Annotated in this window: 14 protein-coding genes; 7 read left to right on the forward strand and 7 right to left on the reverse strand. The window is 66.9% G+C overall.

Annotated features, from left to right (window positions below):
- Positions 1-104 precede the first annotated feature (104 nt).
- Complete coding sequence (ppc, locus tag ACZK3J_RS03305) at positions 105-2,816, forward strand: phosphoenolpyruvate carboxylase (RefSeq protein WP_100437892.1); 2,712 nt, start codon at positions 105-107, stop codon at positions 2,814-2,816.
- A 116-nt stretch (positions 2,817-2,932) separates the two neighbouring features.
- Here the strand turns inward: ppc and ACZK3J_RS03310 are convergent, their stop codons facing one another.
- Complete coding sequence (locus ACZK3J_RS03310; RefSeq protein WP_049399791.1) at positions 2,933-3,439, reverse strand: acyl-CoA thioesterase; 507 nt, start codon at positions 3,437-3,439, stop codon at positions 2,933-2,935.
- Between the two features lie 138 nt (positions 3,440-3,577).
- On the reverse strand, positions 3,578-4,789 hold the full coding sequence (gene metK, locus ACZK3J_RS03315) for a methionine adenosyltransferase (RefSeq protein ID WP_012510070.1): 1,212 nt from the start codon (positions 4,787-4,789) through the stop codon (positions 3,578-3,580).
- 337 nt (positions 4,790-5,126) lie between these two features.
- On the opposite strand from metK, the gene olsF reads away from it, so the two are divergent.
- The 3 genes from olsF to ACZK3J_RS03330 all read left to right on the forward strand — a co-directional run bounded on the left by olsF (position 5,127) and on the right by ACZK3J_RS03330 (position 8,851).
- Positions 5,127-6,842, forward strand: coding sequence for a bifunctional ornithine lipid synthase OlsF (gene olsF / locus ACZK3J_RS03320; RefSeq protein WP_100437894.1), 1,716 nt, complete (start codon positions 5,127-5,129; stop codon positions 6,840-6,842).
- Positions 6,839-7,639, forward strand: coding sequence for a UDP-2,3-diacylglucosamine diphosphatase (locus ACZK3J_RS03325; RefSeq protein WP_032129692.1), 801 nt, complete (start codon positions 6,839-6,841; stop codon positions 7,637-7,639). The genes olsF and ACZK3J_RS03325 overlap by 4 nt, the downstream gene beginning before the upstream one ends.
- Positions 7,640-7,783: 144 nt before the next feature.
- Positions 7,784-8,851: a metal-dependent hydrolase gene (locus ACZK3J_RS03330; protein WP_100437895.1), complete on the forward strand. Its 1,068-nt coding sequence runs from the start codon at positions 7,784-7,786 to the stop codon at positions 8,849-8,851.
- 562 nt (positions 8,852-9,413) lie between these two features.
- On the opposite strand, the gene ACZK3J_RS03335 is transcribed toward ACZK3J_RS03330, so the two are convergent.
- From ACZK3J_RS03335 to ACZK3J_RS03355, 5 genes are all read right to left on the reverse strand, one after another.
- Positions 9,414-10,241, reverse strand: a complete 828-nt coding sequence (locus ACZK3J_RS03335; protein WP_100437896.1) for a class I SAM-dependent methyltransferase — start codon at positions 10,239-10,241, stop codon at positions 9,414-9,416.
- 174 nt (positions 10,242-10,415) lie between these two features.
- Entirely contained in the window at positions 10,416-11,411 is a 996-nt protein-coding gene (gene dusB / locus ACZK3J_RS03340) for a tRNA dihydrouridine synthase DusB (RefSeq protein ID WP_100437953.1), read from the reverse strand.
- 147 nt (positions 11,412-11,558) lie between these two features.
- A complete protein-coding gene (locus tag ACZK3J_RS03345; RefSeq protein WP_100437897.1) occupies positions 11,559-11,990 on the reverse strand; it encodes a hypothetical protein in 432 nt (143 codons plus the stop codon).
- A 148-nt stretch (positions 11,991-12,138) separates the two neighbouring features.
- Positions 12,139-13,104, reverse strand: a complete 966-nt coding sequence (locus tag ACZK3J_RS03350; protein WP_032129936.1) for a ribokinase — start codon at positions 13,102-13,104, stop codon at positions 12,139-12,141.
- 25 nt (positions 13,105-13,129) lie between these two features.
- On the reverse strand, positions 13,130-14,428 hold the full coding sequence (locus tag ACZK3J_RS03355) for a NupC/NupG family nucleoside CNT transporter (RefSeq protein ID WP_010481870.1): 1,299 nt from the start codon (positions 14,426-14,428) through the stop codon (positions 13,130-13,132).
- Between the two features lie 193 nt (positions 14,429-14,621).
- Here ACZK3J_RS03355 and ACZK3J_RS03360 point away from each other — a divergent pair, with 193 nt between their 5' ends.
- The 3 genes from ACZK3J_RS03360 (at position 14,622) to ACZK3J_RS03370 (ending at position 18,480) form a co-directional block, all read left to right on the forward strand.
- Positions 14,622-15,593 (forward strand): aldo/keto reductase, encoded by a 972-nt coding sequence (locus ACZK3J_RS03360; protein ID WP_032129941.1) that lies wholly within the window; start codon positions 14,622-14,624, stop codon positions 15,591-15,593.
- 289 nt (positions 15,594-15,882) lie between these two features.
- Complete coding sequence (gene hemP, locus ACZK3J_RS03365) at positions 15,883-16,077, forward strand: hemin uptake protein HemP (protein WP_005412278.1); 195 nt, start codon at positions 15,883-15,885, stop codon at positions 16,075-16,077.
- A gap of 153 nt (positions 16,078-16,230) precedes the next feature.
- Positions 16,231-18,480 (forward strand): TonB-dependent hemoglobin/transferrin/lactoferrin family receptor, encoded by a 2,250-nt coding sequence (locus ACZK3J_RS03370; RefSeq protein WP_478476415.1) that lies wholly within the window; start codon positions 16,231-16,233, stop codon positions 18,478-18,480.
- Position 18,481: the final 1 nt, after the last annotated feature.

Raw genomic sequence — 18,481 nt, forward strand, 5'->3', positions numbered from 1 at the left:
GCGGCCGGCACTACCAGATGAAACCATTTTTGCATCGCAGCACGATGCCCGTTCTGGTTTAGGCTTGGGGTCTGGATCCGTTGACCGAGGCCTGTGCGTCGCCGATGAACGAGTACCGCAGCAGCATCGAGTTTGCTTCCCCCGATCTTCCGCTTCGCGATGACGTGCGCCGGCTCGGCGCGCTGGTTGGCGACCTGCTGGTTGAACAGGTCTCCGCCGCGTTCCTCGACGATGTCGAGGACGTGCGCACCCGCGCCATCGCCCGCCGCGAGAACCAGGCGCCGTTGTCGGAGCTGGCCGATGGCCTGGCCGGGCGCACGCCGCAGCAGGCCGAAACCATGGTGCGGGCCTTCAGCACCTACTTCCAGGTGGTCAACATCGCCGAGCGCGTGCATCGCATCCGCCGTCGCCGTGACTACCAGCGCGCCGGTACCGCAGGGGCGCAGCCCGATGGCCTGCAGGATGCACTGCAGCACCTGAAGGCGCAGGGTGTGGGCCTGGACGAGCTGGCGCAGTGGCTGCCACGCATCGACATTGAACCGGTGTTCACCGCACACCCGACCGAAGCCGTGCGCCGTGCGCTGCTGGAGAAGGAACAGCTGATGGTGGCCAGCCTGGTCGACAACCTCGACGGCCAGCGCACGCCGGGCGAGGCTGCTGCCGATGCCGCACGCTTCCGCATGGCGCTGACCGCGTCGTGGCAGACCACCGATTCCTCACCGGTGCGGCCGACCGTCGACGACGAGCGCGAGCACGTCGGCTTCTATCTGGTGCAGGTGCTGTACCGGGTGATCCCGGTGCTGTACGAATCGCTGCAGCAGGCGCTGCGCGATACGTATGGCGAAGAACTGCCGCTGCCGCGCCTGCTGCGCTTCGGCACGTGGGTGGGCGGCGACATGGACGGCAACCCGAACGTGGATGCCACCACCATCCGCAACACGCTGGATGCGCAGCGGCAGGCGGTGCTCGGGCGCTACCAGAAGGAACTGCTGCAGCTGGCCAGCCTGCTCAGCCAGTCCACCGAGCGGGTAGGGGTGAGCGATGCGCTGCAGGCGCGCGTGGTGCAGTACCAGCAGCTGCTGCCGCAGGTGCAGTCGCGCCCGCGCCACGCCGATATGCCGTACCGCCTGCTCAACGACCGCATGCGCGCACGCCTGCAGGCGACGCTGGACGATGGCGAGGGCGCCTACGCCGGCCCCGCCGAACTGATCGACGACCTGCAGCTGATCCTCGACAGCCTGCTTGCGAACCGTGGCGAGCACGCTGGTGGTTTTGCCGTGCAGCGCCTGCTGTGGCGGGTGAAGACCTTTGGCTTCCATCTGGCGCGGTTGGACGGGCGCCAGGAATCGAGCGTGCACGCGCGCGCGCTGGCCGCCGTGCTGGGCGGCGACGCGGCGTGGGACGATCTGGACGCATTGGGCCGCGCGCGCCTGCTGGCGCCGTATGCGAGTGGTGACACGCCGTTGCCGAAGGGCGACGACGAAGGCAACCGGCGACTGGATGCGGTGTTCGCCGCCTTGGCCGATGCGCGTGCGCGCCATGGTGGCGATGCGCTGGGCAGCTACATCATCTCGATGGCACACGACCGCAGTGACGTGCTGGCCGTGCTGGCGCTGGCACGCCGTGGCGGCCTGGTGGAAGAGGGCGGTTCGGTGCCGCTGGATATTGCGCCATTGTTCGAAACCGTGGACGACCTCAAGCGTGGCACCGCGACCCTGCGCGACCTGCTGGCCGACCCGATCTATCGCGCGCACCTGCGCGCACGCGATGACGTGCAGATGGTGATGCTGGGCTATTCGGACAGCAGCAAGGACGGTGGCATCGCTGCTTCGCGCTGGGGCCTGCAGCGTGCGCAGGTGGAACTGCTGGAGGTGGCGGCCGAGGCCGGCATCCGCCTGACCTTCTTCCATGGCCGTGGCGGTTCGATCAGCCGTGGTGGTGGCAAGACCACGCACGCGGTGGATGCGTCGCCGCGCGGCAGCATCGATGGCCGCCTGCGGGTGACCGAGCAGGGCGAGGTGATCCATCGCAAATACGGCATCCGTGCGCTGGCGCTGCGCTCGCTGGAACAGGCTACGGGTGCGGTGTTGCGCGCCAGCCTCCGCCCGCGGGCTGCCGAACCCCGCGAGGATGAGTGGCGACCGGTGATGGATGTGGTCGCTGGCTCCAGCAGCGAGGTGTACCGCGCCTTCGTCGGCCAGTCTGGCTTCATGGACTACTTCCGCACGGCCACGCCGATCGACGTGATCGAGCGGATGACGCTGGGTTCGCGTCCGTCGCGCCGGCTCGGCCAGGACGCGGCGTTGGGCAACCTGCGCGCGATTCCGTGGGTGTTCGCCTGGAGCCAGGCGCGTGCCGTCATTCCCGGCTGGTACGGCGTGGGCAGCGGCCTGCAGGCGGCGGTCGATGCTGGTCACGAGCAGACCCTGCGCGAGATGGCACGTGACTGGCCGTTCTTCCGTACCTTCCTGGACGACATCGCGATGGTGCTGTCCAAGGGGGATATCACCATTGCCGAGCAGTTCTCGCTGTTGTCGGGCGACCTGCACGGGCGCTTCTTCCCGCAGGTACAGCGCGAACTGGAACTGACCCGGCACTGGTTGCTGGCGCTGATGGGCCAGCAGACGTTGCTCGACCACGATGCGCGGCTGTCGCTTTCGATCCGCCTGCGCAATCCGTACGTCGATCCGATCAGCGTGCTGCAGGTGGATCTGCTGCAGCGTTGGCGCGAAAGCGGGCGCGAGGATGACGAGCTGCTGCGCGCGCTGGTGGCCTGCGTGAACGGTGTTTCGCAGGGTGTGCAGAACACCGGTTGATCCGCATCCGCCGGGCATGGCCCGGCGAATTCGAAATGGTAGTGCCGGCCGCTGGCCGGCAACCTCATGATGTCTGGCAACACGCGCGAGGTTGCCGGCCAGCGGCCGGCACTACCTCACTCTTCCGGCGACGGCGGGTTCGACGCCAGCAGTTCCAGATGGCGCTGCTCCATTTCCTGGCGCAGCTGGCGGCGGATCAATGCGGCCGCCTGGCGGCGCTTCTCGTCCGACGTGACCGGCTGCAATGACGGCACCGGCGTTGGCCGGCCTTCCTCATCCACGGCCACCATGGTGAAGAAGCAGCTGTTGGCATGGCGCACGCTGCGCTTGAGGATGTCCTCGGCCACCACCTTGATGCCGATCTCCATCGACGAGGTGCCGGTGTAATTCACCGAGGCCAGGAAGGTGACCAGCTCGCCCACCGCGATGGGCTGGCGGAACATCACCTGGTCCACCGACAGGGTGACCACGTAGCTGCCGGCGTAACGGCTGGCGCAGGCGTAGGCGACCTGGTCGAGCAGGCGCAGGATGGCGCCACCGTGGACCTTGCCGGAGAAATTGGCCATCTCCGGCGACATCAGCACGGTCATGGACAGCTGGTGGGTTTTCAGTTCGGTCGACATGGGGCGATTGTATCGGCAACCGGTAGTGCCGACCGCTGGCCGGCAACCACGCGATTGTTCCCGGAGGCCATGAAAAAGCCGGCCAGCGGCCGGCTCTACCAGAAGCAGAAGGGCCGCTTGCGCGGCCCTTCGTGTTTCTTACTTCAGCTTCGCATCGGCGCGCAGGGCGGCGGCGCGGTCGGTCTTCTCCCAGGAGAAGGCCGTGGCGTTGACGGTCTCGCCTTCGCCGTTGAGGTAGCTGAACTCCTTCGGCTTGCGGCCGAAGTGGCCGTAGGCCGCGGTCTGCTGGTACATCGGGTGCACCAGGTCCAGCATCTTGATGATGCCGTACGGGCGCAGGTCGAAGTGCTTGCGGATCAGCTTCTCGATCTTGTCGTCGCTGATCTTGCCGGTGCCGAAGGTGGTGACCGAGATCGAGGTCGGCTCAGCCACGCCGATGGCGTAGGAAACCTGCACTTCGCAGCGGTCGGCCAGGCCGGCGGCAACCACGTTCTTGGCGACGTAGCGGGCCGCGTAGGCCGCCGAACGGTCGACCTTGGACGGGTCCTTGCCGGAGAAGGCGCCACCACCGTGACGGGCCCAGCCGCCGTAGGTGTCGACGATGATCTTGCGGCCGGTCAGGCCGCAGTCGCCCACCGGGCCGCCGATCTCGAACTTGCCGGTCGGGTTGATGTGGAACTTGGTGCCCTTGTGCAGCCACTTGGCCGGCAGCACCGGCTTGATGATCTCTTCGCGGACGGCCTCGATGAGGTCCTTCTGCTTGATGCCCGGGGCGTGCTGGGTCGACAGGACCACGGCGTCGATGGCCGAGACCACGCCGTTTTCATAGCGCAGGGTGACCTGGCTCTTGGCGTCCGGACGCAGCCACGACAGCGGCGAGTTCTTCTTCTTGCGGATCTTGGCCTGCTGCTCGACCAGGCGGTGCGACAGGTGGATCGCGGCCGGCATGTAGCTGTCGGTCTCGTTGGTGGCATAGCCGAACATCAGGCCCTGGTCGCCAGCGCCCATTTCTTCCGGCTTCTTGCGGTCCACGCCCTGGGCGATGTGCGGCGACTGCTTGCCGATCAGGTTCAGCACGCCACAGGTGGCGCCGTCGAAGCCGACGTCGGAGCTGTCATAGCCGATGTCCACGATGACCTTGCGGGTCAGCGCTTCCAGGTCGATCCAGGCGCTGGTGGTGATCTCACCGGCCACAATGGCAACACCGGTCTTGACCATGGTCTCGCAGGCCACGCGGGCGCGCTGGTCCTGGGTCAGGATCGCGTCCAGCACCGCATCGGAGATCTGGTCGGCAACCTTGTCCGGATGGCCTTCGGAGACCGACTCGGAGGTGAAGAGATAGCTGGACATCAGGCGTAATATCCCTTGATTCGGATGGAAAGATGGGCGCGAATGATACACGGGGTGCGCCGCCTGTGCATTGTGAACCTGTACCGGTTGCCGGTGGTTAAGCCCGCGTAGGCCCGGCAGGGGCCGTCCGGCCGGGATTGGGGCTCAGCCTCGAGGCCCAGTGTTCCATCAGCGTGAAAACAGACGGGACGGCTACCGGCCCCGACCGCGCAGGCCACGACGCCGCCCGCCAGAGCGGGCCAGCCGTCATCGTTCTGCCCCGAAATCGCCATCTGGCTGCCGCCTGCCGGGCGCAGGCTGTCGGCCAATCCGGCCGCCGGGCATGAGTGGATCTGCCATGCAGGAACTTGAACAGCGTCTCCAGCAACGCTTCCCCGATTGGTTCCATGGTCGTCGTGGCCAACTGGCGCGGCCGTTGCTGCGCAGCGTCGGCCGCTGGTCGCGGTTGGACCAGATCGAAGCCTTCCTGCAGAGCAGTTCAGGCCTGCGTGGCTTCGGCTTCGTCGCCGCCGGCCTGGAGTTCATCGACGGCCAGTACCAGGTGGACCCGGCCGCGCTGGCCAGGATCCCGGCCACCGGCCGCCTGCTGATCGTCGCCAACCATCCCTCCGGGGCACTGGATGCCCTCGCCCTGCTGGACGCGGTCGGCCGCATCCGCCGTGACGTGCGGATCGTGGCCAACGACCTGCTGGGGGCGATCGCGCCACTGCAGGACCTGCTGCTGCCGGTACGCATCCTCGGTGGCAAGGCCCAGCGTGGCAGCCTGCATGCCGTCGAAGAGGCGCTGGCCGCCGAGCAGTGCGTGATCGTGTTCCCGGCCGGCGAGGTCTCGCGGCTGTCGCTGCGCGGCATCCGTGATGGTCGCTGGCAGCGCGGTTTCGTCCGCTTTGCCCGTGCCGCTGGCGCGCCGGTGCTGCCGGTGCGTGTGGAGGCGCGCAACTCGGCGCTGTTCTACGGCGCCTCGACCCTGTTCAAGCCGGCGGGCACCGCGCTGCTGGCGCGCGAGATGTTCACCCGTCGTGGCCGTCCGCTGCGGCTGAGCATCGGTGAGCCGATGCAGCTGGGCAAGGGCGGCGACCCGGGCGCACAGCTGCTGGCGGTGCGCCGCGCGCTGTATGCGCTGGGCCGTAATGGGGCGGCGGGCGATGCAGCTGCTGTAGCAGGCCCCGAGCCGCTGGCGTCCCCGGTGCCGCCTTCACAGGTGGCCGCAGGCATCGCCGCGGCGATCCAGCTGGGCCAGACCGCCGACGGCAAGCAGATCCTGCTGGCGACCTGTACCGCCGATTCGCCGCTGCTGCTGGAGCTGGGGCGCCTGCGCGAGCTGACCTTCCGCCAGGTAGGCGAGGGCACCGGGCGCAGCCGCGATCTGGACGATTACGATCCGCGGTACGAACACATCGTGATCTGGGACGCGGCCGCGCAGAGCATCGCCGGCGCCTACCGGATCATGCGTGGTGCTCACGCGCTGGCCCGGCACGGCCTGTCCGGGCTCTACAGCGCGTCGCTGTTCCGCTATTCCGACGACGCCATCACCCACATCGCCGAAGGTCTGGAGCTGGGCCGCAGCTTCGTGGTGCCTGATTACTGGGGCAGCCGCAGCCTGGACTACCTGTGGCAGGGCATCGGCGCCTACCTGCAGTGCCGGCCCGGCATCCGCTACCTGTTCGGCGCCGTGTCGATCAGCGCAGCGCTGCCGCGCGATGCACGCGAGCAGCTGGTGGCGTACTACCAGCGCTACTACAGCGGTACCGCCGGCCTGGCCGAATCGAACCGCCCGTTCCAGTACTTCGCCGCGCCGCCAAGTTTCGGCGAGCTGGATGCAGGTGCCGCGTTCGATGTGCTCAAGGCCAACCTGGCCGCACTCGGCACCGGCGTGCCGACGCTGTATCGCCAGTACACCGATCTGTGCGAACCCGGTGGCGCCCGTTTCCTTGCCTTCGGTGTCGACCCGGACTTCAGTGATTCGATCGACGGCCTGATTGAAGTGGACCTGTGCGCGATCAGGCCGAACAAGCGCAAACGCTACCTGCGCGACGCGGGGACGCCGGCATGAGCGCGCTGGCGAACCTGTCGCCGCACCGGCGCGCAGTGTTCGTCTCCGACGTGCACCTGGGGTCACGTCATTGCCATGCCACCGAGCTGGCGCGGTTCCTCTCGCAGCTGCGCTGCGAACGGTTGTACCTGGTGGGCGACATCATCGACCTGTGGTGGATGGCGCATCGCCGCGCCAACTGGCGCCAGTCGCACAGCGAAGTCATCCAGGCCCTGCACGCGCTGCGCCGTGCCGGGACCGAGATCGTCTACATCCCCGGCAACCATGACGCGTCACTGCGCCACGTGTGCGGGCTGATGCTGCCAGCGATGCAGGTGCGCCGTCGCGCCATCCACGTGACCGCCGATGGCCGTCGCCTGCTCGTTGCGCATGGGGACGAGTACGACGGCGTGACCCACTTCGGTGGCCTGCAGGAAAAGTTCGGTGACTGGCTGTACTACCGCATCCTGACCGGCAACCAGGCGTTGAATGCGGTGCGGCGGCTGCTGGGGATGCGCTACTGGTCGCTGTCGGAGTTCCTGAAGAAGCGCAGCGGTGCGGCCGAACGCTACATCGAACGCTTCGTGCAGGCCGGGCTGGACGACGTGCGGCGGCGCGGACTGGATGGCATCGTCTGTGGCCACATCCACCGCGCGGCGCTGATCGAGCGCGATGGCCTGGTCTATGCCAACGACGGCGACTGGGTGGAGAGCCTGACCGCGCTGGCCGAAGACCATGATGGCGCGCTGCGCCTGCTCGACCACAATGGCCAGACCCTGGTGGAACTGCCGGGCGCGCGCATCAAGCAAGCGGCTTGACCCACTCTTGTAGAGTCGAGCCATGCTCGACTGCTCTTCTCAGACTGCCCCGCGTACAGCAGTCGAGCATGGCTCGACTCTACAAAAGAGCGCGAGCGGCTGTGCCATCAAGACGGCACGCCCGCAAGCCGCTAGCATCGGCCCATGGATTCCCTGACCCAGATCGTGCTCGGCGGCGCCGTCGCTGCTGCCATCGCCCCGCCCGGACATCGCCGTGCGGCCCTGCTGGCCGGTGCCGCGCTCGGCACCCTGCCGGACCTCGACGCCCTGTGGCTCGGCTTCACTGCCGCCGACCCGGTGGCGAACATGATCGAACACCGCAGCTTCAGCCACTCGCTGCTGGTGCTGCCTTGGGTGGCGGCACTGATCTGGTGGATGTTCAAGCGCTTCGGCAATGGCCGCGTCGCCCAGTCACCGGTGCGCTGGTTCTGGGCGATCCAGCTGGCGCTGGTCACCCATCCCATGCTGGATGCGTTCACCGTCTACGGCACCCAGCTGTGGTGGCCGCTGCGCCCACACCCGACCATGGGTTCCAGTGTCTTCATCATCGATCTCGGCTACACGGTATGGCTGCTGCTGGGCTGCGTGCTGGCCTGGTTTGGTCGCGCCCGCCCCTGGGCTGGCAAGGTGCTGGGTGTGGCGTTGCTGGTCAGCAGTGCCTACCTGGGTTGGGGCCTGATCGCCAAGGCGCAGGTCGACCGTGCTGCCCAGCAGAGCCTGGCGGCGATGGGCCTGGGCGATGCGCCGCGCTTCTCGGTGCCGATGCCGTTCAACACCCTGCTGTGGCGCGTGGTGGCAATGACGCCGAACGGCTACGTGGTGGGCGACCGCTCGCTGGTGGCCGACCACGGGCCGATGCGGTTCGAAGGCCACGCATCCAACGTGCAGGCCTTGCGCGAAGCGCAGGCCATTCCGGCGGTGCAGCAGCTGACGTGGTTCAACCGTGGCTTCATGCGTGCGCAGGTGGTGGACGGCCGGCTGGTGCTGAGCGACCTGCGTATGGGGCTGGAACCGGACTACACCTTCAACTTCGCGGTGGCCGAGCAGGCTGATGGGCAGTGGCGGGCGATCACGCCCGAGCAGGTGCGGGTGGATTACAGCAGCCCGGCTGCACGCGCCGACGTCGGACGCCGGTTGGCCGCGATGTGGCAGCGGATCTGGCAGGAGCCGGCAGCACAGCCGGGTGCGGCCGACCACAGCGCCGTGCATTGATCCGTAGATCCACGCCATGCGTGGATGGCGGGGTGCATCGGCGAAGGCAGCCACGCATGGCGTGGCTCTACTGCCTCCATCGGCGGTGCAGTGTCGCATCCGTAGATCCACGCCATGCGTGGATGGCGGGGGGCATCGGCGATGGCAGCCACGCATGACGTGGCTCTACTGCCTCCATCGGCGGTGCAGTGTCGCATCCGTAGATCCACGCCATGCGTGGATGGCGCGGACATTGGCGAAGACAGCCACGCATGGCGTGCGCTCTACTGCCTCAATCGGCAGTGCAGTGTCGCATCCGCAGATCCACGCCATGCGTGGATGGTGCGGGCATCGGAAGGCAGCCACGCATGGCGTGGCTCTACTGCCTCCATCGGCGGTGCAGTGTCGCATCCGTAGATCCACGCCATGCGTGGATGGCGGGGTGCATCGGCGAAGGCAGCCACGCATGGCGTGGCTCTACTGCCTCCATCGGCAGTGCAGTGTCGCATCCGTAGATCCACGCCATGCGTGGATGGCGGGGGGCATCGGCGATGGCAGCCACGCATGGCGTGGCTCCACCGAATCAATACACCGTGGCGCGGCCCTGCACGAACGAATAGAAGAACACCGCGTTCGGATCGTTCTGCACCAGGCGGAACTCGCGACGCATGCCTTCCACGGTTTCCTCGTCCACCGATCCGGCCTGCAACAGCTGGTCGGCAGCCGACAGCAGCAGCTGTTCCCAGAACGCGATCATCGTCTTGCGACGGGCCGGTTCGCGGTTGTCCAGGTGGATGGTCTTGATCTCGGTGTGCACGTCGCGGAAGCCGCCGGCCAGCAGCAGGTTGCCCAGCTTGGCGCCGACGAACGGGTCGCCCCCGTGGTCGTACTGGAAATCGTTGAAGGCCATCCAGTAGCGCCAGATATGCGGCGAATACGGGTCGAGCAGGAACGAGGCATTCATCACCTCGGTGATGTAGACCGGCGAACCCGGGGCCAGCACGCGGCGCACTTCGCTCAATACGCGTGCTGGTGACGGCACGTGCTCCAGCACCCAGCACAGGAACGCCGCGTCGAAGCTGCGTGCTTCGAACGGCAGCTCCCCGGCGTCGGCCTGCTGCAGGGTGTAGCGGTCGCTGCACCATGGTGTGCGCGCCAGGTTCTCGCGCGCGGTGGCCAGCTGTGTTTCGCTCAGGTCCACGCCGGTCACGTGCAGATCGGGGAAGCGGCGCAGCAGGATTTCGGTCTGCGCGCCGACGCCGCTGCCGACTTCCAGCAGGCGACGCGCGCCGCTGTAGTCGATCTGGCCGAAGATGCTCGATTCCAGCAGCCGTGCCTGGGTCAACAGGCGCTGCTGCTCGGTGCCGGAGAATCCGTGCAGGTAGGTCGGGGAGGAAATCGGCGGGGTCATGGGGGCGGGCTCTTGTAGCGTCGAGCGTGATCAATGGAAGGGGCGCGTAGAGTCGAGCGTGCTCGACTGTTCAGAAAGCCAGTCGAGCACGCTCGACTCTACGGTGTGGAGCAGTCGAGCAAGCTCGACTCTACGGATCAAGGCAGTCGGGCGGGTTACGAGGGGCTGGCGCGCTCAGGCTGCCGAAGACAACGCCGGTTCCCCGGCAATCAGGCGGTCGAAGTACTCGGTCGTCAATGCGATCTGGCTGGCCGGATCTTCGGCACGGTTGACCACCGCGCGGAAGGCGGCATTCTCCGGTCGATCCTTGGCGTACCAGCCCAGGTGCTTGCGCGCGATGCGCACGCCCTGCGGCTCGCCATAAAACGCATGCAGTGCATGCAGGTGGCCGAGCAGGATGTCGCGCACTTCTGCCAGTGACGGCGGCGGCAGTTCCTCGCCGGTGGCCAGGTAATGCGCCACCTCGCGGAAGATCCATGGCCGGCCCTGTGCCGAGCGGCCGATCATCACTGCATCCACGCCGGTTTCCTTCAGGACGTAGGCGGCCTTCTGCGGCGAATCGATATCGCCGTTGGCGATCACCGGAATGCGCAGTGCGGCCTTGATCTCGCCGATCGTGGCGTACTCGGCCTGGCCGGTGTAGTGCTGGTCGCGGGTGCGGCCGTGCACCGCCAGTGCGGCGATGCCGCTGTCCTCGGCGATGCGTGCGATCACCGGGCCATTGCGATGGTCGCAGTCCCAGCCGGTGCGGATCTTCAGCGTGACCGGCACGTCCACCGCATTGACCACTGCCTCTAGGATGCGCGCTACCAGCTGTTCGTCGCGCATCAGTGCCGAACCGGCCCAGGCGTTGCACACCTTCTTGGCCGGGCAGCCCATGTTGATGTCGATGATCTGCGCGCCGTGGTCCACGTTGTAGCGGGCGGCTTCGGCCAACTGCTGCGGCTCGGTGCCGGCGATCTGCACGCTGATCGGTGCCGGCTCGCCGTCATGGTCCATGCGATGGATCGACTTGCGCGTGGTCCAGAAGCGCGGGTCGCTGATGGTCATTTCCGAGGCGGCCAGTCCCGCGCCCAGCCGTTTGCACAGCAGGCGGAAAGGCTTGTCGGTGACGCCGGCCATGGGCGCCAGCACGACGTTGGGGGCAATGGTGTACGGGCCGATCTGCATGCGCCCATTGTAGGGCGCGGGCGGCGGTACGGCCGTGTCGGGGGCGGTCCGGTTCAGGCCGATCCGCACCCAGCTCATGCCGTACCGGCATCAACAGATGCTTGACGGTTGCTTCCGCCGCCCCCAAGGGCGGGCGATGGTGGGCGGCTAGCCCAGGCTCTGCCAGGCCTGGCGGGTCCCCACGGCGAAGGCCAGCCCCAGGCCCAGGCAGACCAGCGAACTGACCGCCCAGAAGCGCGTGCCGTTGTACCCCGGTCGGAACAGCGCCAGGCCGAAGCCCATCATGGCGCGCAGCAACAGCAGCGCGGCAATGCCTGGCAGGACCAGGCGGCTGGCCGGCAACGGCGCATGCCAGCCGGCAGCAGCCAGCGCGTACAGCGTCCAGGCGACCAGCACGGCAGTAATGCCGGCGGTCATCAGTGGTGGCCACCAATGCCCCGCCTGTGCCAGCCGGACCATGCGCTGGCCAGCGCCGAACCACCGGTACCAGGGTGCCCCAAAGGCAATGCAGCCGATATGCAGCAAGGCTGCGATGGCACTGCCGGCGGCGGCAACCAGCAACCAGGGGAATCCGTTCATGTCCTGCCCGTGCAGAGAAGCTGCGCGGATGTTCGGCGAGGGGCGGGGTGAGGGCAATGCGGCAGGCGGTCGCAGAGCTGGACAATGGGCAAAAGAAAGGCCCGGATGCCAGCACACCCGGGCCTTCCCATCCACGCATGGCGTGGATCTACTTCACTTCCACGTCGGCCGGAGTGAAGCGCGGCATCGCCGCTGCAGCGCCTTCCTTCTCGGTCGAACGACCGGCGAACTGGTTGGCGAAGCGCACGTGGCGGGCGAACGGGGCGTCGGCCACCTGCGCCAGCGACGCGGCCAGCGCACCGTTGAAGGCGTCACCGGCACCGGTGGTGTCGATCGCCTGCACCTGTTCGGCACCCACGCGGTAGTACGGCTGGGTATCGCCGCGCAGGTTCTCATCGGCATGCGACACGAACACGCCCACCGAACCCAGGGTCACCACCACGGTGCCGTTGCCGACCAGCTTGCGGCACAGCGCGTGCAGGCTGGCACCATCCAGTGCGGCGACGTCGTTGGCATCCACGCGCTCACCGACATGGCGGCCGAGCAGGGCGGCGAACTCGGTCTCGTTCGGGGTGATCACATCGGCCAGCTTGAGCAGGCCGATGGTCGAGGGGGCGTCGGCCGGTGCGGTGTTGAGCACGGTGGTGACGCCGGCCTCGCGGGCCGTGGCCAGTGCCGCTTCGATGGTCTGCACCGGCGATTCCAGCTGCACCAGCACCACCTTGGCGCCGGTCAGCAGGGCCTGCTGCTGTTGCAGGAAGTCGGTGCTCAGCGCGGCGTTGGCACCCGGTCCGATCACGATGGTGTTGCGGCCACGGGCATCGACGTAGATGCCGGCGGTGCCGGTCGGCTCGCTGCTGGCCTCGGCGATCAGCGCGAATCCATCCTGCGCGGCCAGCTCACGGGCGGTGGCACCACCGGCGTCGTCGCCCAGCGCGCATACGAAGTGCGTGTCGGCACCGGCGCGGCAGGCCGCCACGGCCTGGTTGAAGCCCTTGCCACCGGGGCCGGTGCTGTAACGGCCGGCAATGGTCGCACCCGGTGCCGGCAGCGACTCGCACCGCCACACGTGATCGACATTGAAGGAACCGACGACAACGACACTGCTGCTCATAGGGAATCTTTTCTCAACCAAGGGTTCAACTGAAGTGCGTCAGCACGCCGGCGATGGTCGCCGTCATGAAGGTGGCAATGGTACCGCCCAATACCGCGCGCAGGCCGAACTTGGCCAGGTCGTGGCGACGTTCCGGGGCCAGGCCGCCAATGCCGCCGATCTGGATCGCGATCGAGCTGAAGTTGGCGAAGCCGCACAGCGCGTAGGTGGCGATCAGACGACCTTCCTCGGACAGGCTCACGCCGGCGATCTGGCCGTTCACGATCTGCGACAGCTCGGTGTAGGCCACGAACTCGTTGATCACGACCTTCTGGCCGATCAGCGAACCGACGGTGGTGGCATCGGCCCACGGGGTGCCGATCACCCAGGCGATCGGGGCCAGCACGTAACCGAAGATGGTCGACAGGTTGGTCGGCTTGCCGATGGCGGCGGCCAGGCCGGTCACATCGCCGATCCAGGTCAGCGGGGCGTTCAGCAGCGCGATCAGGGCGATGAAGGCCAACAGCATCGCACCGATGTTCAGCGCCAGCTTCAGGCCGTCACCGGCGCCGGCGGCGGCCGCGTCAATGATGTTGCTGGAGGTCTTCTCGACTTCCATCTTCACCGTGCCGCGGGTCAGCGGGGTGCCGGTTTCCGGGATCAGCAGCTTGGCCACGACCAGGGTGGCCGGGGCCGCCATGATGCTGGCCGCCAGCAGGTGCTTGGCGTAGAAGGCCTGCTGCGCCGGGTCGCCACCGCCGAGCATGCCCACGTAGGCCGCCAGCACGCCGCCGGCGATGTGGGCCATGCCGCCGATCATCATGGTCAGCAGCTCGGACTGGGTCATCCTGGCGATGTACGGGCGCACGGTCAGCGGCGCCTCGGTCTGGCCGATGAAGACGCTGGCGCAGACGCTGGTGGTTTCAGCACCGGACACGCGCATCACCTTGGTGATCGACCAGGCCATCACGCGCACGATGCCCTGCATGATGTTGAGGTGGTACATCACCCCCATCAGCGCAGAGAAGAAGATGATGGTCGGCAACACCTGGAAGGCGAAGATGAAGCCGTAGTTCTTGGTGTCCATCAACGAGCCGAAGATGAAGCCCGAGCCCTCGTTGACGTAGCTGAGGATCTTGACGAAGCCCTTGCCCAGTGCGTCGAACACGTCGCGTCCGCCCGGGACCAGGATCACCAGCGCCGCGAAGGCGATCTGCAGGGTGATACCGGTGGCAACCAGCTTCCAGTCAACCGCGCGCTTGTTATTGGAAAACAACCAGGTGATGCCGATCAGCACCGCCAACCCGAACAGGCCGAAGCCGATCCTGCCCAAACCTTCGACCATGTGAGTGACTCCCCTGGGGCGTCGCGAAAAACGGGAAGCCTAGTGCAGGGCAGGGGCCGGGGCAAGAAAAAGCAGCGTGCGCGCGGCCAACGGTACCGATCAGGCCAGCAACGGCAAGGGCTTGCGGTTGGCGGCGGCGGGTAGAATGGGGTTCGATCCCGGCCCGGATGCGGGCCCGCAGCAGGAGATTCGCATGCAATACCGTCGCCTGGGCTCCACCGGCCTGCCGATTTCCGCCTTGTCCTTCGGCGCCTGGGTGACCTTCGGCGACCAGGTCCCGCGCGATGAGGCCCGCAACCTGGTGGCCGCCGCCTGGGATCATGGCGTCAACTTCTTCGACAACGCCGAGGGTTATGCCAACGGCCGTGCCGAACAGGTCATGGGCGACGTGATCACCGACCTGCGCCTGCCGCGCGACGGTTTCTGCGTGTCCAGCAAGGTGTTCTTCGGCAGTGCCAAGGACCCGCGGCCGACCCAGCGCGGCTTGTCGCGCAAGCACGTGACCGACGCCTGCCATGCCGCGCTCAAGCGCCTGCGGGTGGACTACCTGGACCTTTATTACTGCCACCGCCCGGATCCGGACGCGCCGATCGCCGAGACCGTGCACGCCATGGATACCCTGGTACGGCAGGGCAAGATCCTCTACTGGGGCACTTCGGAGTGGTCGGCGGCGCAGATCCAGCAGGCGCTGGACATCGCCGAGGCGCGCAACCTGCAGGGCCCGTCGATGGAGCAGCCGCAGTACAACCTGCTGCACCGCGAGCGGGTCGAGGTCGAGTACGCGCCGCTGTATGCGGGTGCCGGCCTGGGCACCACCATCTTCTCGCCGCTCGCCTCGGGCCTGCTCACTGGCAAGTACGACCAGGGCATCCCGGCCGATGCGCGGCTGGGGCGGGAAGGCATGGAGTGGTTGCAGGACCTGGTGCTGGGGGCCGACGCCGGGGCCCGCCTGGGCCAGGTGCGGCGCTTCAGCGAGGTGGCACGCGCGCTGGGCCATGCCCCGGCCACGCTGGCCATCGCCTGGTGCCTGCGCAACCCGAACGTTTCCAGCGTGATCCTCGGCGCAAGCCGGGTCAGCCAGCTGCTGCAGAACCTGCAGGCACTGGACGTGCTGGAGCAGGTCGACGCGGCCGGCTGGGCCCAGGTCGAAGCCGTCTTCGCCTGACAACCCTTTGGAGAGTCGAGCCACGCTCGACTCCAGGTTGGTCGGGCCTTTGTAGAGTCGAGCCATGCTCGACTCCGCACGTAGCGCGGGCATTTCCAGGCGACGGCGCGAGAGCAGTCGAGCGTGGCTCGACTCTACAAAAGCCGTGTGCCCCCACCTTTCAATATATGAAATCTATCGAATTTCAGAATTCGATCATTAATCTCATCAATCAAATTGAGAATGGTTGTTGATTGTCAACTGAGAATCATTATCATTTAACTCGTCCCTCGCACGAGTCCAGATGCTCATGAATGCTCAACCTGTACTGCTGCGCCCCGAAACGCTGACCCTCCGCGATCGACCGGTCCGCGTCGTTCCGCCGGAAGAGGTCATCGACAGCGAAGCCCTGCTCAAGGGCCGTCGTGAAATTCTGATCCAGCACGGCGACCGCTTCTATCGCCTGCGGCACACCAGCAACGACAAGCTGATCCTGACCAAGTAATCGCGGCCTGGTCGCCCGCCTCCCTCCCTCCTGCCGGCAGCGCCGACAGGGTGGGCGACCCGTCCGCTCCCGCTCTCTCCCCCTCGGTCTACCGCGTGCACCTTCCGGGTGTGCCGGTAACCGGGGGTTCCCCTGACTGACCGAGTGAACCTGATGACCCACCATACCGCCCTGTGTCTTGCTGTCTGGATGGCGTTGCCGCTGTCCGCCCACGCTGCTGCCACCGCCGCCCCTGATGCGCGCGAATTCGATCGGGTGCAGGTCACCGCCACCCGCACCGAGCGGGCCGTGAGTGACGTGGCGGCCACCGTGGACGTCATCGACCGTGAGCAGATGGACCGGCATCTGGTGCAGGACATCAAGGATCTGGTGCGCTACGAGCCGGGCCTGTCGGTCACCCGCAGCGCGACCCGCTTCGGCCTGGATGGTTTCCGCATCCGTGGCCTGGACGGCAACCGCGTGCGCATCCAGACCGACGGCATCGTCATGCCGACCCGGTTCGACATCGGTTCGTTCGCCAGTTCCAACCGCAACTTCACCGACCTCGATACGCTCAAGCGCGTGGAGATCGTGCGCGGCCCGGCCAGCTCGCTGTACGGCTCCGATGCGCTGGGCGGCGTGGTGGCGTTCGTCACCAAGGACCCGGCCGACTACCTCAAGGACGGCAAGAACAGCTACTTCGGACTGAAGTTCGGCTACGACGGTGAGTGGAAGGGCCTGCTCGGCGGTGCCACCGCCGCCTTTGGTGGCGACCACTGGAGCGGCCTGGTCAACGTCAACCACCACCAGGGCCAGGAAACGGACAACAAGGGCACGGTGCGCAGCGACAACGACACCCGTACCGCGTCCAATCCGCAGGACCGCGACGGCCGCAGCCTGCTCAGCAAGCTGGTCTATGCACCGAGCGAAGACCAGCGCTTCCGCTTGACCGTGGAAGGCAACGAAGACACCACCGATACCAATGTGTTGTCGGCGATTGCCAGCGTTGCACCGCGCCCCGGCGCGATGGCTGCGGCTACTGGCATGAAGTCCCACGACACGCAGAAGCGTACCCGCGTGTCCTTTGCCCACGAAATGGATGCGCTGGACCAGCCGTTCGCCGACAGCCTGCATTGGCAGGTGTATGCGCAGAACAGCGAAACGCGGCAGCAGACCGACGAGACCCGCACCGACGGCAGCCGCCGTCACCGCGTGTTCTCCTTCGACCAGCATGCCTTTGGCCTGCAGGCGCAGTTCAACAAGGCGTTCAGCACCGGCAGCGTCGAGCACGCATTGACCTACGGCTTCGAAGGCACCCGTACCGAGATCCGCCAGAAGCGCGACGGCTACCAGGTCAACCGTGCCGGTGTGGTCAGCAACATCGTTACCCCCGACACCTTCCCGGTGCGTGACTTCCCGATCAGCAAGACCACCGAGTTGGGCCTGTACGCGCAGGATGAAATGCGCCTGGCCGACGGCAAGCTGTCGCTGGTGCCGGGCGTGCGCGTGGACCGTTACGAGCTGAAGCCGGAAGTGGACAGCATCTTCGCCGAAGACAATCCAACCACGGCCGTGGCCCAGCTGAAGAAGACCAGCGTGTCACCGAAGCTGGGCATGGTCTGGCGCTTCACCGACCAGTGGTCGCTGTTCGCCGGGTATGCGCGTGGCTTCCGTTCGCCGCCGTACAACGACGTCAACATCGGCCTGACCAACGTCGCCTTCCGCTATACCGCCATCGGCAATCCGGACCTGAAGCCGGAAACCAGCGACGGCTACGAGCTTGGCCTGCGTTTCATCGCGCCGGCGGCGTACGTCAGCGTCAGTGGCTACTACAACGATTACAAGGATTTCATCCAATCCAATGTCGATACCGGCAGGAACGCACAGGGATTGACCGTGTTCCAGTCGCAGAACATCGCCGACGCGCGCATCTATGGTGCGGAAATGAAGGCCGGTATCGAGTTTGGTGAACTCAGTCCGGCGCTGAAGGGCTGGGCGCTGCGCAGTGCGTTGGCGTGGTCGCGTGGTGACAACCGGACCGATGACGAACCGCTGGCCTCGGTCGATCCGTTGCGTGGCACGCTGGGCCTGATGTACGACACCGATACCTGGGGCGTCGAACTGGCCGGCACCTTCGTGCAGCGCAAGAAGCGCCTGCCGCCGCCGGCCGCGCGGACGCGGACCAACCCGAATGCACCGGCGCCGTTCGTCTACCAACCGGCGGGCTACGGCGTGCTGGACCTGATGGCGCACTGGAACTTCGCACCGGGTGCGACCTTCAATGTCGGCGTGTTCAACCTGGCCGACAAGCGCTACATCGAATGGTCGTCCATCACCCCGAGCCTGATCACCAATCGCGCACTGAGCGATCGTTTCAGCAGCCCGGGCCGCACCTTCTCCGCCAGCCTTGCCGTTTCCTGGTGAC

This window comes from Stenotrophomonas sp. 86428_Sma (genome assembly GCF_056481585.1).

Excerpts from the sequence above, each read along its gene's own strand:
- ppc (WP_100437892.1), top strand. The coding sequence starts at position 105 with ATGAACGAGTACCGCAGCAGCATCGAGTTTGCTTCCCCCGATCTTCCG.
- ACZK3J_RS03310 (WP_049399791.1), bottom strand. The coding sequence starts at position 3,439 with ATGTCGACCGAACTGAAAACCCACCAGCTGTCCATGACCGTGCTGATG.
- metK (WP_012510070.1), bottom strand. The coding sequence starts at position 4,789 with ATGTCCAGCTATCTCTTCACCTCCGAGTCGGTCTCCGAAGGCCATCCG.
- olsF (WP_100437894.1), top strand. The coding sequence starts at position 5,127 with ATGCAGGAACTTGAACAGCGTCTCCAGCAACGCTTCCCCGATTGGTTC.
- ACZK3J_RS03325 (WP_032129692.1), top strand. The coding sequence starts at position 6,839 with ATGAGCGCGCTGGCGAACCTGTCGCCGCACCGGCGCGCAGTGTTCGTC.
- ACZK3J_RS03330 (WP_100437895.1), top strand. The coding sequence starts at position 7,784 with ATGGATTCCCTGACCCAGATCGTGCTCGGCGGCGCCGTCGCTGCTGCC.
- ACZK3J_RS03335 (WP_100437896.1), bottom strand. The coding sequence starts at position 10,241 with ATGACCCCGCCGATTTCCTCCCCGACCTACCTGCACGGATTCTCCGGC.
- dusB (WP_100437953.1), bottom strand. The coding sequence starts at position 11,411 with ATGCAGATCGGCCCGTACACCATTGCCCCCAACGTCGTGCTGGCGCCC.
- ACZK3J_RS03345 (WP_100437897.1), bottom strand. The coding sequence starts at position 11,990 with ATGAACGGATTCCCCTGGTTGCTGGTTGCCGCCGCCGGCAGTGCCATC.
- ACZK3J_RS03350 (WP_032129936.1), bottom strand. The coding sequence starts at position 13,104 with ATGAGCAGCAGTGTCGTTGTCGTCGGTTCCTTCAATGTCGATCACGTG.
- ACZK3J_RS03355 (WP_010481870.1), bottom strand. The coding sequence starts at position 14,428 with ATGGTCGAAGGTTTGGGCAGGATCGGCTTCGGCCTGTTCGGGTTGGCG.
- ACZK3J_RS03360 (WP_032129941.1), top strand. The coding sequence starts at position 14,622 with ATGCAATACCGTCGCCTGGGCTCCACCGGCCTGCCGATTTCCGCCTTG.
- hemP (WP_005412278.1), top strand. The coding sequence starts at position 15,883 with ATGAATGCTCAACCTGTACTGCTGCGCCCCGAAACGCTGACCCTCCGC.
- ACZK3J_RS03370 (WP_478476415.1), top strand. The coding sequence starts at position 16,231 with ATGACCCACCATACCGCCCTGTGTCTTGCTGTCTGGATGGCGTTGCCG.